The 16,110-nt window shown below is 41.7% G+C and carries 9 protein-coding genes and 2 pseudogenes; 6 read left to right on the top strand and 5 right to left on the bottom strand.

Translation table 11 applies throughout. The features are described from left to right. Positions 1-9: 9 nt before the first annotated feature. The 3 genes from ABDD94_RS10140 to ABDD94_RS10130 all read right to left on the bottom strand — a co-directional run bounded on the left by ABDD94_RS10140 (position 10) and on the right by ABDD94_RS10130 (position 6,568). The gene (locus ABDD94_RS10140) at positions 10-1,530 is read right to left on the bottom strand and encodes a glycosyl hydrolase family 28 protein (protein WP_345955761.1); all 1,521 of its coding nucleotides are present in this window, start codon (positions 1,528-1,530) and stop codon (positions 10-12) included. A 16-nt stretch (positions 1,531-1,546) separates the two neighbouring features. Next, on the bottom strand, positions 1,547-4,258 hold the full coding sequence (locus ABDD94_RS10135; RefSeq protein ID WP_345955760.1) for a glycoside hydrolase family 78 protein: 2,712 nt from the start codon (positions 4,256-4,258) through the stop codon (positions 1,547-1,549). 87 nt (positions 4,259-4,345) lie between these two features. Then, positions 4,346-6,568, bottom strand: a complete 2,223-nt coding sequence (locus ABDD94_RS10130; protein ID WP_345955759.1) for a glycoside hydrolase family 3 N-terminal domain-containing protein — start codon at positions 6,566-6,568, stop codon at positions 4,346-4,348. Positions 6,569-6,883: 315 nt separating this feature from the next. On the opposite strand from ABDD94_RS10130, the pseudogene ABDD94_RS10125 reads away from it, so the two are divergent. Continuing rightward, a pseudogene (locus tag ABDD94_RS10125) lies at positions 6,884-6,931 on the top strand (hypothetical protein); the annotation flags it as partial. Positions 6,932-6,963: 32 nt separating this feature from the next. Here the strand turns inward: ABDD94_RS10125 and ABDD94_RS10120 are convergent. After that, positions 6,964-7,881 (bottom strand): annotated as a pseudogene (locus ABDD94_RS10120) (LacI family DNA-binding transcriptional regulator); the annotation flags it as partial. A gap of 233 nt (positions 7,882-8,114) precedes the next feature. Between ABDD94_RS10120 and ABDD94_RS10115 the strand changes: the two are divergent. The 5 genes from ABDD94_RS10115 to ABDD94_RS10095 all read left to right on the top strand — a co-directional run bounded on the left by ABDD94_RS10115 (position 8,115) and on the right by ABDD94_RS10095 (position 15,451). Then, positions 8,115-11,285 (top strand): DUF5107 domain-containing protein, encoded by a 3,171-nt coding sequence (locus ABDD94_RS10115; protein WP_345955757.1) that lies wholly within the window; start codon positions 8,115-8,117, stop codon positions 11,283-11,285. Between the two features lie 11 nt (positions 11,286-11,296). After that, on the top strand, positions 11,297-12,190 hold the full coding sequence (locus ABDD94_RS10110) for a phytanoyl-CoA dioxygenase family protein (RefSeq protein ID WP_345955756.1): 894 nt from the start codon (positions 11,297-11,299) through the stop codon (positions 12,188-12,190). A gap of 2 nt (positions 12,191-12,192) precedes the next feature. After that, the gene (locus tag ABDD94_RS10105) at positions 12,193-13,005 is read left to right on the top strand and encodes a TIM barrel protein (RefSeq protein ID WP_345955755.1); all 813 of its coding nucleotides are present in this window, start codon (positions 12,193-12,195) and stop codon (positions 13,003-13,005) included. Between the two features lie 24 nt (positions 13,006-13,029). Continuing rightward, positions 13,030-14,310 (top strand): sugar MFS transporter, encoded by a 1,281-nt coding sequence (locus tag ABDD94_RS10100; RefSeq protein WP_345955754.1) that lies wholly within the window; start codon positions 13,030-13,032, stop codon positions 14,308-14,310. Positions 14,311-14,383: 73 nt separating this feature from the next. Further along, positions 14,384-15,451, top strand: a complete 1,068-nt coding sequence (locus ABDD94_RS10095) for a substrate-binding domain-containing protein (RefSeq protein ID WP_345955753.1) — start codon at positions 14,384-14,386, stop codon at positions 15,449-15,451. On the opposite strand, the gene ABDD94_RS10090 is transcribed toward ABDD94_RS10095, so the two are convergent. Then, positions 15,448-16,101 (bottom strand): carbohydrate-binding family 9-like protein, encoded by a 654-nt coding sequence (locus ABDD94_RS10090; RefSeq protein ID WP_345955752.1) that lies wholly within the window; start codon positions 16,099-16,101, stop codon positions 15,448-15,450. The two genes, ABDD94_RS10095 and ABDD94_RS10090, sit on opposite strands and share 4 nt — an antisense overlap. Positions 16,102-16,110: the final 9 nt, after the last annotated feature.

Below are 16,110 nucleotides of genomic sequence, written 5' to 3'. Positions count from 1 at the left end.
AGTAACAATTTACAACTTTCGCACTACTGCCTTTTTTGCCGCAACAGGTGTTTTTAATTTCTTTATCACCTCGTTGCTTACTTTTCTTAACACTATTACCGCATCTGTACTCGCAGTTGGTATGTTAAGGCCATCGACGATTAGCTTTTTTACATCGTCCATAACTATGGCAGCTCTAAAATCGGTTTCCTTATACCTAATGGTTACATTTTTAAGCTGTATATTTTCGGCATGGCGAGCATATATTCCCCATGCCGGCAACTCGCCAAACATACTGAACTCGGGATATTCTGATGCTCTCTCAGGAATAGATGCCAACGAGTCGAGCGATACGAAGGCATGTTTTTTATCAGCACCGCCACCGTAGGTTATATTGATGTTCTCTAATTTAACGTCTCGTACCGGATGGCCAGGAAGCCCAACTATTTCTGTAGGCAAAAGGTTATGCGGATAAATGTCCTCTTCTGGCGGGCCGGCTATATCGTAACCTGCATCGGGTTTACCTTTGGGTATATCTACGGTTACGTTGCTAATATTAACACGTCTTAAAATACCGGGTATGTCTCCCTTACGTTGGCCTAAACGGATAAAAATGGCACCACCGGTATTGCGTGCATTAATGTTTGAAACAATAACGTCTTCCATGGTGCCGCCATCAACAATCTCCAGCGCTATGGCAACACGGTACGTGTCATATATTTCTATATCATGAACGTTAATCTGCTTAAAACCGCCAAGAGAAGCTGTTCCGAATTTAATGGCGCTGGCGCTTGAACGCACCCTGCAATTGGAAATTTCAATATTTTGACAAGCCGATGCCCGATCGCTCGACTTTAGGCAGATACCATCATCGGCTGCGTTAATGTTGCAGTTTTTAATCTTAACATCTTTACAATCAACTACATCAATACCATCGTTGTTCCAAAAAGCGGTGCTCTGCACATTGATGCTGTCTATCAGCAGGTCTGTGCACTTGTTGTAAGTTTGCACCCAGCATGCGGCATCTTTTAAAGTAACATGCTTAATCTGAACATGTGCAGAGTTTTGAATCTCTATAAGTTGTGGCCTTAAATGCTCATCCGGCCTGTTTAATTTAAACTCATCTATAATAGCCCCGTTTTTAACCAGTTTTATTACATTTTTAGCAAGTGCTTTTCCTTGTCCGTCAATAGTGCCGTAACCAGTAATTTTGATATTGCTTTGCTTATCAGCTATTAAAATAGCATACCAACGGTCGGTCCGTTCATAATCAGACAGGTTGGTGCTGCCTGTTAAAATCGCACCTTTATCTAAAAAAAACTCAACATTACTCTTTAGATGAATAGTGCCGGTTAAAAAAATTCCTTGTGGTACAATAACTTTACCGCCGCCTTTGGCTGCGGCGGCGTCCACAGCTTTTTGAATAAACTGGGTGTTAAGGGTTTGTCCGCCAGCTACCGCACCATAGTCCGTAATATTAAAGCTTTGCGCATTAGCAGACCATCCACACGCCAGCATAACGGAGATAATTAAGGTAAATTTCTTTAACATGAGCATAGATTAAATGTTAATTGGAATACGGGTATTGGAAATGGTAAGTGCCAGATCCTACCTGGAATTGAACGTCCGTATTGTCTTGTTGCAACCCCGAAATAGCCTTTACAGTATTGATTGACTTGCCACTTTCGGTTATACCTTTTCGGGCTGCTCCTGGTAGTACCACTTTAGCGGTAGTATTGGGGGGAACAGTAATATCCATTTTAAAAATGCCGCTGCTTACCTCCCATTTTGAGTTCGCATAACCATAACTTGTTTCAAGCGCTGCATCCACCATACTTATTTTGCCGCCGGGGTGAGGGGCAATAAGTATCTTTTTGTATCCTACCATGCTTTCATCGGTATTTAGGCCAGCCATAGTGTGGTACATCCAATTGCCTATAGCCCCGTACGAGTAATGATTGAAAGAATTCATACTTGGATCTTGCAGGTCGCCATTAGCCTTGATACCATCCCAACGCTCCCAAATGGTAGTAGCACCCTTTTTTACAGGGTATAACCATGACGGGTAGGTATCTTGCAACAACAAAGTGTATGCAATATCATCATAACCAAAACGCGTTAAAACAGGACAAATGTAAGGTGTACCTAAAAAACCAGTTGTTAAGTGGTTGCCGTAATCTTTTATGTTCTGAACTAATCGTTTAGCTAATGGTACACGTTGAGGCTCGGGCAACATATCAAACGCAAGCGTAAGCAAATATGCTGTTTGCGTGCTTGATAAAACCCTGCCGCTGGCCGTAACATATTCTTTTTGAAAAGCCAGTTTAATTTGATTGAGTAGCTCGGTATAACTTTTAACATCATCTTCTTTACCTAACACAGCAGCTGCATTTATTAATAGCTGTGTAGAGTGTGCATAAAAGGTTTGCGCAATAAGGTATTTATCGGTTACGGCGCCTTTGCCGCTATCATCTGTTGGGCTGGGCGTGTAAAAGCACCAGTCGCCAAAATGGAAACCTGTATTCCATAAATTATCTTTGCTTTGGTCCCGCATATAATTTACCCAGGCTTTCATACTTGGGTATTGCTCCTCAAGCATCCGGGTATCACCATACGTGGTGTACATAGTCCATGGTAAAATGGTGGCCACATCACTCCAACCAGCTACACCGGCCGACGTTTTAGGCATCATGTTTGGAATAACCCATGGCACTGCACCGTCGGCACGCTGATCTGCTGACAGATCTTTAAGCCATTTAGAAAAGAACCCAGAAACGTTCATATTAAAGGCGGCAGTGCTGCCGAAAGCCTGCGCATCGCCTGTCCATCCCAAGCGCTCATCACGTTGAGGGCAATCGGTAGGAACATCAACAAAATTGCCCTTTTGTCCCCATTCGATATTATGCTGCAATTGGTTGAGCAACGGATTAGATGTTGTTAAGTTCCCCGTGGTATTCATATCAGAATACAGGGCAACTGCATGTATATTCATGCTGGAATCTAAACGCCCTTTGTAACCGCTAACTTTTACATACCTAAAACCCTGGTAGGTAAAGTGCGGCTCATACACTTCTTCGGCATCGCCTTTTAAAATGTATTTTACAACACACTTGGCATGACGCAGGTTTAGTGTGTAAAAGTTGTTTTCTTTATCGAGCACCTCGGCATGGTTAAGTGTAATTACATCACCCTTCTTGCCTTTAATTTTTAGTACTACCCACCCTACCAAATTTTGGCCAAAATCTATAACTGTATCGCCCTTGGGTGTAACAAATGTTTTTAGCGGACGGAATATTTCGCGTTTTTTAACGCCCGGTATCACCGGGGCTATTAAATTACTTTTACTGCTATCTATAACAGTAGCCTCCTGCCAGCCTTCGTCGTTATAGGCGCTTGTATTCCATCCAGATTTTACTAAACGGCCATCATAAATTTCGCCGTTGTAAAAAGATGAGCTCCTGATGGCACCATCGGATGTTTTCCAATCATTGTTTGTCCCTATTGTCGTTTTTGAACCATCGGTAAAAGTTATTTCTAATTGCATCAGGAGCGAAAGGTCTTTGCCGTACAAATTTTTCCATTTGTCCAAATGGCCCCGAAACCAGCCATCTCCCAATACAGCTCCGGCGGCGTTCCCACCACTTTTCAATAGTGACGCTACGTCATAAACCTGATATTGCAGCCGCTTGTTGTAGCTTGTCCAGCCGGGCGTAAAGTACTCATTGCCTACACGCTGACCGTTAATAAAGGCCTCATATATACCATGCGATGTAATATATAGCCGCGCTGTTTTTACAGGTTTACTTAAATCAAACGCCTTACGAAACATTGGACTAGCACCATCGGTGGTGTCGGCCAGGTTATTGGTCTTAATCCATTGCGCAGTCCATTCACGGGGGTTCAGCAAACCCATTTCCCAAAAGTTTACTTCGCTCCAGGGCGATGCATTGCCTTGGTTGTCCCAAACCCTCACCTGCCAGTAATAACGCATGCGCGATAATAACTGCGGCCCTTTGTAACTTACAAACACCGATTGCTCAGAATTTACCTTGCCTGAAGTGTAAAGCAATTGTTTGCCGGTTTGTATGTCTCCGGCGTTTGTACTCACTCTTAATTCATAAGCCGTTTGCAATACATTTCTAAGCGTTGATTTTAGTTTCCAACTAAAGCGTGGTTTCAAAATATCAATACCAACAGGATTGACCTGATACTCGCACAACAGCGAATTAACCGTTAATGCTTTAGAAAAAGCAACCGTGCTCAACAACAGCAACATCATAAAAACCGATAGCCTTATTGTTGCTGTTGTTATTCGTTTTATATAAATATGCATATAATGAGTTAAGTACTTGGTGCACTAAAATGGTTATTTTGTAAGCGTTAATTTTACCGTATCTAATTCAACGGAATTGGTTCCAACCATAACTTCAAAGCTACCTGCTTCCGTTATCCATTTACCATCCTTCCAAAATTCTAGCGCCTTTTTCGTAATCGGTATAATTATGTTTTTGGATTGGCCAGGAAGTAGTGACACACGCTGAAAGCCTTTCAGCTCCTTTACAGGCCGGGTTAATGAAGCTATTTCATCGTGGATATACATCTGCACAATTTCATCGCCTTTCATGCTACCTGTATTTGTTACTGTTACTTCGGCGTAATTGGTATCATTATCGCTCATGGTTGTTTTGGCCAGACGCAAGTTGGTGTACTTAAATTTGGTGTAACTTAATCCAAAACCAAACGGATAAGTTGGATCTGATGAAGCCTGCCAAAGTTCGCGTGGCCTGCCAGGTGTTAAGGCGTTATAATATGCAGGTGTTTGCCCTACATTGCGCGGGTAGGTTACTGTTAATTTACCAGCCGGATTTATTTTTCCAAAGATGGCTTCGGCAATGGCCGTGCCTGTATTTTGCCCCAAAAACCATCCGTCGAGTATAGCTGATACATTTTCTTTAGCCCATTGTATGCCGGGCGGCCTGCCATGCAACAACACTAAAACTACCGGTTTGCCCAAAGCGGTCACTTGTTCCAGCAATTGTTGCTGTTGTCCGGGTAGTGCAATATCATCGCGGTCTACGTTTTCCATCACCGTTTTTGCATCATCGCCTAAAACCAAAATATTTATATCGGCTTGTTTTGCTATGGTAAGCGCCTGAGTAATTGAACCAGGCTTCGGATTCTGAATATCGGTGCCCTTATCGTAAAGTACTTTTATGTTTTTTCCGGCCAGCTTTTCAATCCCCTGACGTACGGTTACAAAGTACTTCGGCTCTGTTGTAGAATAAGTACCCAGCCTGACGGTGTCGGCATTTGGACCAATCACAGCTATAGTTTTAAAATCAGTTGATTTTAACGGAAGGATGTTATTTGAATTTTTAAGCAGTATAAGAGATTTGCGTGCCGCGTTCAGGGCAAGTGTGTCATGAGCTTTGTTGTTAATTACGCTTAAGTAATTTTTGCGCGGACTTGATAATGATTTATTGATCTGCGAGAAAAAGACATCGGCTCCGTCATCCTTGCTTCCTGTACCTTTTTCCATAAAGCTCATATCTTTACCCATGGGGTTCTCTTCATTTTGCAGATTCAGCAAGAACTTAAACTCGAGCACCTTACGCACAGCATTATCTAACAGCGCCATAGGTATCTTTCCGCTTTTTACACCGTTAATTAAATCAGGGCCGTACATGCGTAAATTACCCCAGGGTTGCTGCCAGGCAAGCTCGGTAGTTACACCGGCTTCAAGCGCCTTCGTTATCGTTTCGTCTCTTGATGCTGTAACATGAAACTTGTCCTGAACCCAACGGATATCATTGTTATCCGAAACTATTAATCCACCAAAGCCAAACTCATTCTTTAACACGCCAATAAGCATATCGGTGTTAATATGGCAAGGAACTCCGTTTAAACTGTGATGTGCCGGCATTATTGCGCCAACATGAGCCTCTTCTACTGCTGCCTTAAACGGAGGCAAATGCACCTCGTGCAGGCTGCGCAGGGATATTTCTACAGCGGCGCCATTCTCTCCTAAGAGGGGTTCGCCATCGCCCACAAAGTGTTTTGCAGTAGCCACTACGTGGTTTTTATCAAAGCGTTGCAATCCCCTACCCTGTAAACCATTTATAAAGGCTACTCCTATCCGGCTCACGAGGTAAGGGTCTTCAGCATAACCTTCTTCAAAACGTCCCCAGCGGGCTTCACGTTGCACACCTAACATGGGAGTATAACATTGATGTACACCTAATGCCCGTGCCTCTGCAGCTATCGCAGTTGCTACGCTTTCAACCAAGGTTGTATCCCAGGACCCACCCAAAGCAATAGCTTCAGGAAATGATGTGGTTCCCGATGCCACAACGCCATGCAACGCCTCACCTGCCTGCATATGCGGAATGTTCAGTCTTTGGTTTGCGTTGGGATAAAAGGAAGCCAATTGATGTGCTTTCTCCTCAACCGTCATTAAACTAATAAGTTTCTCTATCTTTTGTCGGCTTTGTACACTAACAGGGAGGTAGTTATCTACCCTGCTATTTTGCGCATTGGCCATTAACTGCTGCAGGCATAGTACAACAAGCGTGATAATCTTTTTTTTCATCAGCACAATTTATAAAGACAGTTTTAGCCGGTTGGGCTTCGCGGTTTATATTCTAAGAAGTGCTTATTAACGATACAAAAACAAACTGATGTACGAACACAATAAGCGACTGCAATTATATAAAAAACTTTCAATACAACAAATGTGTGCGCACACTTTTTATTTAAAGGGACAAATTAAGATACAAGCTGTAGTTACCACAAGAAGATTAGCCAGCGTATTAAACGGCTTATTTAGACTTATAAAAGCGCGGATTCTTCATCACCAGCGTAATATCTAAAGTTTTCTTTAGTTACTACGTCTAATGGCAAATACTTCACCTTTGGACTTTCTTTCTTGAACAAAAGATGGCGTGCAAGATAATGGATCCCCCAGTACCCCTGCCCTTTTGGATTTTGGTTGATAAGAAAGCTAATATAACCTCGGTTTAAGAAGTTAATGTTCTTGGGAAGTAGATCAAATCCTATAATTTTTATACTTTTTAAACGCCGTTGTTCAAGATAAGCTGCTATTTCATAAGCTTTCGAAGTTGTTACGATGATACTCTTTAAGTCGGGGGTGTTTTGTATCAAAGTATCGAGTTGATTGGTGAAGGAAGAAAAATCGGCTCGATTAAGTTCAGTTCGCATTAGTGTGTATTTATCAGCTAAAAAATTTTCAGCAAAATAGTCACGAAAACCTTGTTCTTTTTGAGTGAGATGAGCTGAGTTACTGATATCTTCGTCTATGTGAGCAATTAAAACGCTACAAGGATCGGGCTGACCATACTCAACAAGCTTACCGGCTAACATACCACTCTGATAAGAATCCTGACCAATATAGCTTAGCGCATTGCACTCTTCAATATTAGTATTAAACAACACAAAGGGAATAGAATCTTCATCCCATTGCTTAAAAAACGGTAAAGTTTCACGATAAAATATGGGTGACAAAAAAATGCCGTCGGGTTTTGATGCTGTGAGAGCAGCAGCCTGATTGATATAGGAAGCAACGCTGTAAGGATCAAAAACAAATAAGTTCACCTTAACTCTGTACTGCTTCAATTCTTTTTGAGCCTGTTCAATACCTTTTTGAGGATCCTCCCAATATGAATCCACCTGGCTGTCTGCCAACAGAACAGCCAAATTATACACCTTAGTTGACACCAGAGTACGAGCCAGGATATTAGGTTCGTACTCCATATCTTCAATTACTTTTAGTACGTGTCTCTTTACACCGTCTGACACACGCCCCCTGTTATGCAATACCCTGTCTACTGTTCCAGTTGACACCTTAGCTTTTTGGGCGATATCCTTAATCCGAACGTTCTTCATTTATTAATACCCTATAATAAATCATATGTACGTTATAAGCGCATGCTTGTTATCTTAACTATTGCAAAAATATGTTTTCGTATTAAATTTCTGTTTTAAAAAATTGCTACTGAAGGCTTATAAGCAATTTGTGTGCGCACACATTTTTTTCGAAAAAAGTTGCATCCTGTATTTATGTTCGTTAGGTTTGGAACAAGATAGCCAACCAATTTCTATTCATAATACCATTTACGATGCCTGAAGGTAAAAAGGAAGCAAGTGTTAGTAAAGAGTTAATTACTTTAACTACCTATCCTTATTCTGACCCAAGCCCGATACCCGAATTTGGCCGGCTTTACCCCTACAATCGTTTTGACGGTTACACGAATGCTGGTACCCCCCACTCTTGGGAAATGATTGTATTGGAAAATGAGCACATCAAACTATGGATAAACCCTGCTGTAGGAGGGAAAATATGGGGCGCTGTTGAAAAACGTAGTGGTAAAGAGTTTATCTACTTTAATCATGCAGCTAAATTTAGAGATGTAGCTATGCGTGGTCCCTGGACATCAGGCGGAATGGAAACCAATATGGGAATTATAGGTCACACTCCATCATGTTCAGCTCCGGTGGATTACTTTACCCGTAGTAACGCCGATGGTAGCGTAAGTTGCTTTATCAGCGCAACCGACTGGCCATCAAGATCTAATTGGTTAATTGAAATCAATCTGCCTGCTGATACCGCATTTTTCCTAACCAGATCCAGCTGGTATAATAACAGCCAATTAGAGCAATCCTATTACCAGTGGAACAATATAGGCATTAAAACTAATGGCGATCTGGAGTATGTTTTCCCTGGCCATCAAAGGCTCGGACATGATGGGAAGCATTTCAGCTGGCCTCAAGATGAAGAAGGTCGTGCGATATCCGACTATGAGCAAAATAACTTTGGCGAGTATAAGTCATATCACGTTGTTGGATCATATGCCGACTTTTGGGGTTGTTACTGGCATGCAGACAACTTCGGCTTCGGGCATTCAGCAACGTACGATGACAAGCCTGGTAAAAAAATATGGATCTGGGGGCTCTCTAGGTACGGAATGATATGGGAAGATTTACTAACCGACACCGATGGGCAGTATACAGAGGTGCAATCGGGCCGGTTGTTTAATCAAAGTATAGCTCAAAGTTCAAAAACCCCTTTTAAACATAGCTCGTTCTTACCGCATAGCTTTGATAATTGGGCAGAGTATTGGTTTCCTATAAAAGATATAGACGGTTTAACTTACGCTAATGAGCAGCTATCCTTTTATTTAACCTGTACAACTAATGGCTGCCAAATAAATATTTGCGCTAATCAACCATTAGAGGGCTGTTTGAAGATTGAGGATAACGGGAGGATGTTGTTGAAGCAAGATATTGTATTTGCTACGCTACAAACAACCTGCATACCACTACAAATATCAGAAACACCTGAGAACATAAAAGTTTGGCTTAACGACGAACTGATTTTTGATGCCACTGAACAAGATTATAAGCTAAACAGGCCTGTTGACATCGCTACCGGTTACGATTTTGAATCGGTACAGGCTATTTGCATTCAGGCTAAAGAGTGGGAACGACAACGTTTTTACGAACGTGCTGTTGATGAGTACCGGCTTTGCCTCAAAAAAGACCCGTTCTACACGGCAGCTTTAACCGGTTTAGCGGGTGTATACATTAGGCAGGTTAAATATGCCAAGGCTTTGGCACTAGTGAAAAAAGCTTTAGCTATTGATACTTACAATGCCGAAGCAAATTATCTGTACGGTGTTGTTAACGCCAGGTTAGGATTATATACAGATGCCAAGGATGGGTTTTCTATAGCCTGTCAGTCAATACAATATCGGTCTGCCAGCCATACCGAGCTAGCCAAGGTACTTTTAAGTCAGCAACAATTAACAAAATCGTCATCCTATATTATAAAGGCACTTCAGTACAACGTGTACAATTGGCAAGCCTTACAGTTAGAAGTGTTGGTTGCACGTTTGCAAGGTAAACATAACAATGCAAAAGCGCTGGCAGAAAGGTTAATACAGGCCAACCCGCTCGATCACCTTTCGCGTTTTGAATTTTACAAGCTTGGCACGGTGAGCGCCAATGACTTTAATGCAGGCATTAAAAGTGAAATGCCTTATGAAACATATCTTGAGCTAAGCCTATTTTACTTCAACGTAAAACAGTTCGAAACCAGCATTGAGATTTTGGACTTTGCCCCTGCCTATGCCATGGTATGTATTTGGAGGGCTTATGTTAAAGGTGTGTCAGGCGACTTACCAGCAGCTGTCAAGTTACTGGAAGAAAGTACTCTATTAGGTTCTGATTTTGTTTTTTCGCATCGCGAGGAAGATGTAGATGCGTTAACATGGGCAATAAATACAAACGATTGCTGGAAATTTAAATACTACCTTGCTTTGGCTTATATACAAATGCTGCGTAAAGAGGAAGCATTAGCGCTTCTACAGCAATGTAATAACGAACCTGATAGTTACACTTTTTACATAGTAAAAGCTAACCTGCTGCGCGAAATAAACTTCGATGCTGCACTGTCAAATCTGTATAGGGCATATGAACTGGCCCCTACCCAATGGCGAACCGCGTTCTCTTTATGTAATTACCTTGCTGTAAACAAAAATTGGGAAGAAGCATTACAAATGGCAAAGAAAGGTTACCACGTTAATGCGGGCAATTATTACCTTGGATTACAATTAGCCAATTGCTTAATGCATACCTCAAACTTTACCGAGGGTATTAAGCTATTGCAGCAACTTACCGTGCTGCCAAATGAAGGAGCATCTGAAGGAAGAAATATTTGGAAGGAAATTCATGTTTTTGCTGCACTTGACGAGATAAAAGACAACAATTTACAACAAGCACTTCATTATATAAATGAAGCCCGCCAGTGGCCCGAAAATTTAGGAGTAGGCAAACCGTATGAAGTAGATGAGCGCTTAGAGGCCTTTATCGAGAGCTATATTTCGCTTTTGAAAAACGGGGTAAATTCTACGGAGCTTACACAATATATAATAGATTACAGGAAAAACCATCCGGGGACGCCTTATAGCTCAAATGATTTTTTGAGCATGTACCTTATGAATGTGCTTGGAACGGGTGATAACAAAGAAGCTATTTTAAGCAGCTGGCTAATGCACGACCAAAATGACATGGCAGCACAGTGGGCGTTCTCGTTTTTAAAAGGCGACTATAATGCACTAAATACCATTAGCGCGGCAGAGCATAAAAAAAGAGTACCACTGCCTTATGAAATCTTATTCGAAGACAGATCCTTTCAATTTATCAAAGAGATGCATAACCGGAATTTCTTTAGCCAGTATAAAAACCTTATAACACTGCAACAGCCAACCCCAATGTTAAACAAATTGTAAATTTTATCGATATGGAAAACCAGCAATTAGTAGATCTTTCGGAACACCACCAATTGGTATCTGATTTTTTTAAATGGCCTGCAAACAAAGAAGAGTGGGAACAATACAAGCTCACCCAGGATCAGATAGACTTTTTTAATGAGAATGGCTACTTAAGTAATATAAAATTTTTAGAAGAATGGCAGGTAGACCAACTTAATAATGAGCTTGCTGCTATTGCCGAGCCCGATCATCCCAAACACTCCCTGTTCTATCAATTTTTCTCAAATGCATCAACTGATGAAAATTCGGTGTTGTTTCATGCACTTGGTGCATGGCGTCTTACACCCGGGTTTCATGACATATTATGGAATCCGGCTTTTGTGATGGCTGCAAGTCAATTATTGGGCGATAAAGCTGTTCGTTTTTGGCATGATCAATTATTTTGCAAGCCGGCCAATCATGGAGGCGTAGTAGCCTGGCATCAGGATTATTCGTACTGGACGCGTACCTCCCCACTGCAGCACCTTACTTGCTGGGTAGCGCTTGACGATGCAACAACCGAAAATGGCTGCATGTATTATGTACCGGGCAGCCAGCGTTGGGGCCTTTTGGAAAAGCCTGAGCTTGCCGGCGAAATGGACGGTTTAATGGAGTTTTTAACAGAAGAACAGAAAGCGGCATTTACCCCCATACCTATTGAGTTAAAACGTGGTTATGGTACGTTTCACCATCCGCTTTTGGTGCACGGATCGTATGAGAATAAGTCAACACGCTCGCGCAGGGCGTTTGTGTTAAATATGTTTGCCGACGGTACCATCACTAATTCTGACAAGGAACTTATGCCCGGTACTCCTCCTATTCCGAAGGGGAATAAAATAGAGGGCCAGTTTTTTCCCATTATTATTGACCCGGCTACCCTATAATTTTGGAATTATTGTTTTTTTGCACCCGATGGGGCCAGGAAGATACCCCATGGGAATCTTTTTGTGAAAAGGTTAAAGACGCCGGCTTTGACGGTGTGGAAACCAGTTTACCACTTGATGAGAATGAGATTAAATTCATCCAATCAACATTAAGCAGGCATGGCTTAAAACTTATTGGGCAGCATTGGGACACGGTTACGCCTGATTTTGAAACGCATGTTAATGAATTTGACCTGCGGTTGCGGTCTATGGCTGCTGCCTTGCCTTTGTTCATTACGTCGCACACCGGAAAGGATTTTTTCACATTTCAGCAAAATGAATACTTAATTGAACGCGCTCAAAAAATAAGCGCTGAGACCGGTGTAAAAATTGTTCACGAAACGCATCGCGGCAAGTTTAGCTTCGCTGCACATGTAACGCAGGCATATCTGCAAAAATATCGTGATTTGAGACTAACACTCGATATATCTCACTGGTACGCAGTGGCCGAAAGTTACCTGGCCGATCAGCAAACGGCGGTTGATTTGGCCGTTGCACATACCGACCATATTCATGCCCGTATAGGCCACGCTCATGGACCTCAGGTTACTGATCCGCGTTCGGCTGAATGGGAGGAAGTTGTGGCGACGCATATTGCCTGTTGGGATAGGGTGATAAATGCGCATAGAATTAAGGGCTCAGAATATTTAACTGTTACTGCAGAGTTTGGCCCTCATCCATATATGCAGTTACAGCCATTTAGTACCACACCGGTAGCTAATCAGTGGGATGTAAATTTGTACATGAAAGACTTGTTAAAAAACAGATATAAGTAATTACCATACTAATACATCATAAACATGGTTAACGCTACAGCTAATTTAAGTGAACCAACCGCTAAAGGCGGTTATGCAAAGCAGATAGGCACTGTTGGTGCTTTTTTTTTCATATTTGGTTTTGTAACCTGGGTTAACGGTACACTTATTCCTTACTTGCTCATTGCCTGTCAGCTCGAAGAGTGGCAGGCCTACCTTGTAACATTTGCCTTTTATATATCATACACGATAATGGCGCTTCCATCAAGCAAAATTTTGCAGCGTACAGGTATGATCAAGGGGATGCGGTTAGGTCTGATAATTATGGCTTTTGGCTGTCTTATATTTATTCCGGCCGCTTTGATGCGTTACTACCCTATATTTTTGCTAGGTTTATTTGTGGTGGGTACTGGCACAACGTTGTTGCAAACGGCAGTTAATCCATATATAACTTTACTTGGGCCCGCTCATAAGGCAGCACAACGCATGAGCATTATGGGCATTTGCAATAAGCTAGCAGGTGTGATTGCACCTATTATTTTAGGCGCTATCATCTTAAACAACGCCGGGGATCTGATCAAAGAACTAGCGCAATATTCTCCAGCCAATAAAGTATTACGGCTTAATGAGCTCGCCCGTGCGGTTATAATGCCCTATACGGTACTATGCATAATACTTTTGACAATCGCATTTGGCATTAAATACGCACATCTTCCCGAAATTAAACCAGTTGCAGCCGCAGACACCGGCCAACCGATAAATCAAAAAAACAGTGTGAATTTTTTGTTGGGATTTGTTGCCGTTTTTTGCACCGTAGGCCTGGAAGTTTTGGCTGGAGACACTATCGGCAACTATGGCCTATATCATGGATTCAATTTAAACATCGCCAAAAGTCTCACCTCTTATACACTGGCATTTACCGTTATTGGCTACTTATTTGGTTCTTTTGCCATCCCTAAATTTATAACACAAGAAAAAGCATTTCTTTATTCAGCTATTTTAGGCCTTATTATAGCCGTATTGGTTATCATTACTCCCGGCAAAACCTCTATTGCGTTTGTAGCATTACTAGGGCTGTCTAACGCATTACTATGGCCTGCTATATGGCCGCAAGCACTAAAAGGGTTAAGCGGTGCACAGTTAAGCCGGGGCTCGGCGTTATTAATTATGGGTGTTGCAGGCGGTGCTATTATGCCCCTGATTTATGGCTGGCTTGCACGACTAACCAACAATCAGGCCGCCTATATGCTATTGATCCCTTGTTACCTTTTTAATTTGTACTACTGCTTACGCGGTAGTTGGTTCACAACAAAAACTAATAGATAATAACGGGGTTGTATTTGTTTAAACTTGCTTTTACAGTAGTTTTGCACACAAATTTATTAGAGCTGAATGCTGCATGAAGGTAAATGTTAGGATTAAGGATATTGCCCTAAAGGCGAATGTTTCTACAGGTACTGTTGACAGGGTTTTACATGATCGTGGCAATGTTAATGAAAAGGTAAAAGAAAAAGTGCTCAAGATTATCAGCGAGATGAAATATGAGCCTAACTTCATAGCCCGCGCGCTAGGTTCCAATAAAACATATCATTTAGCTGCTTTAATACCCAATCATACGGTCGACTCTTACTGGCTTGCCCCAAAATCAGGCATCGAAAAGGCGGAGAAAGACTTGGGTAAATTTGGCATGCAGGTTCACCAGTTTACGTTTGATCCATTCAATGTTAAATCTTTTATAGAAGCCGCTCAAAACGTTTCAGACAGTAACCCGGACGGCATATTATTATCGCCTATATTTTACCGGGAAGTATTGCCATTTTTTGAACAATGGAAGAAACAGAATATTCCGTTTGTGCTGTTTAACACCCAAATAGCTGATTTCGACCCGTTAAGCTACATAGGACAGGACTCTTACCAAAGTGGTTTTTTAGCCGGTAAACTGATACATTACGGCATGCAGCAACCAGCATCAATTCTGGTTGCGCACATTGACGAAGAGATAAGCAATGCAGCGCACTTGCTAAAAAAAGAACAAGGCTTACGCAATTACTTTTTGCATAATAACCTGAGCGACCGTTATAACATTATAAAAGCAGAGCTTAAACGCGAGGATGCTGCCACATTTAAAGCCAGCCTTAACCAAATTTTTGCTAACACACCCGATTTAAAAACCGTTTTTGTTACAACCTCCAAAGCTCATGATATTGCTAAATATTTAGAGCAGCAAAATATTCAGCATGTTAACATTATAGGTTACGACCTGCTACCGCAAAACGTTCATTACCTTAATAAGGGCAGTATAAGCTTTCTCATCAATCAAAACCCAAAGGGACAAGGTTACTGGGGTATAAACCAGCTTGTTGAACACCTCGTTTTTAAGAAAGAAGTGGCAGCCGTTAAATTTTTACCGTTGGATATTGTTACTAAAGAGAATTTTAATTACTACGTGGACGAAGACAACATCTAAGATTGAGGAATAAAACTGGCCTTCGCAAAAAAATCGGGTAAGTGGAATTCCGGAGCGTCAGAAACAATATTGTTCCAGCACAAATAATGTGGAACCGGCATATCATCTCCGCATTTGTAAAAATTACATTTAGCATCAAGTTGCAATAATTGTGGGCTGCTGTGTCGGTAAAATGTATCTGTAGGTATTACCAGCGTAAGCTCCCATTTAAATTTACCATCAGCAGAACGCAATAAACAACTACTTTTTATCCGCTCAACAATAGGAACTGGCGCAGCCTCCCGTTGGGTTTTACCTGACCCATAACCAACGTAAGCGGTACCCAGACAGTTAAACTCGAGATTATAGTAACTTTGCTCATTGTTGAATGCTATAAAAAATTCAACGCACGAATCCTTATAAACCAAACTATTAGGTGTTGTAAACCTTGCCAACACAGCATCTTCAACAACAAAAAATTTGATATATATATTACTGTTACCGTGCGCTATTGCAAAAGCACAGTCGGGCTTATATTGATAATCTACCCAAGGGGCTTTTGCTATGGCGTGTTTAGGCAAATCATCCATCGCCGATACAATATCGGCAATGGATGTGCCTTCGTGGTAAGGTTGCAGGTAAAAGATCTTCAAATGTTGTTCAACAGGCATAGCTTAACG

This window comes from Mucilaginibacter sp. PAMB04168 (assembly GCF_039634365.2).
Taxonomy (GTDB): domain Bacteria; phylum Bacteroidota; class Bacteroidia; order Sphingobacteriales; family Sphingobacteriaceae; genus Mucilaginibacter.
This window is presented reverse-complemented; position numbering and strand designations above follow the sequence as displayed.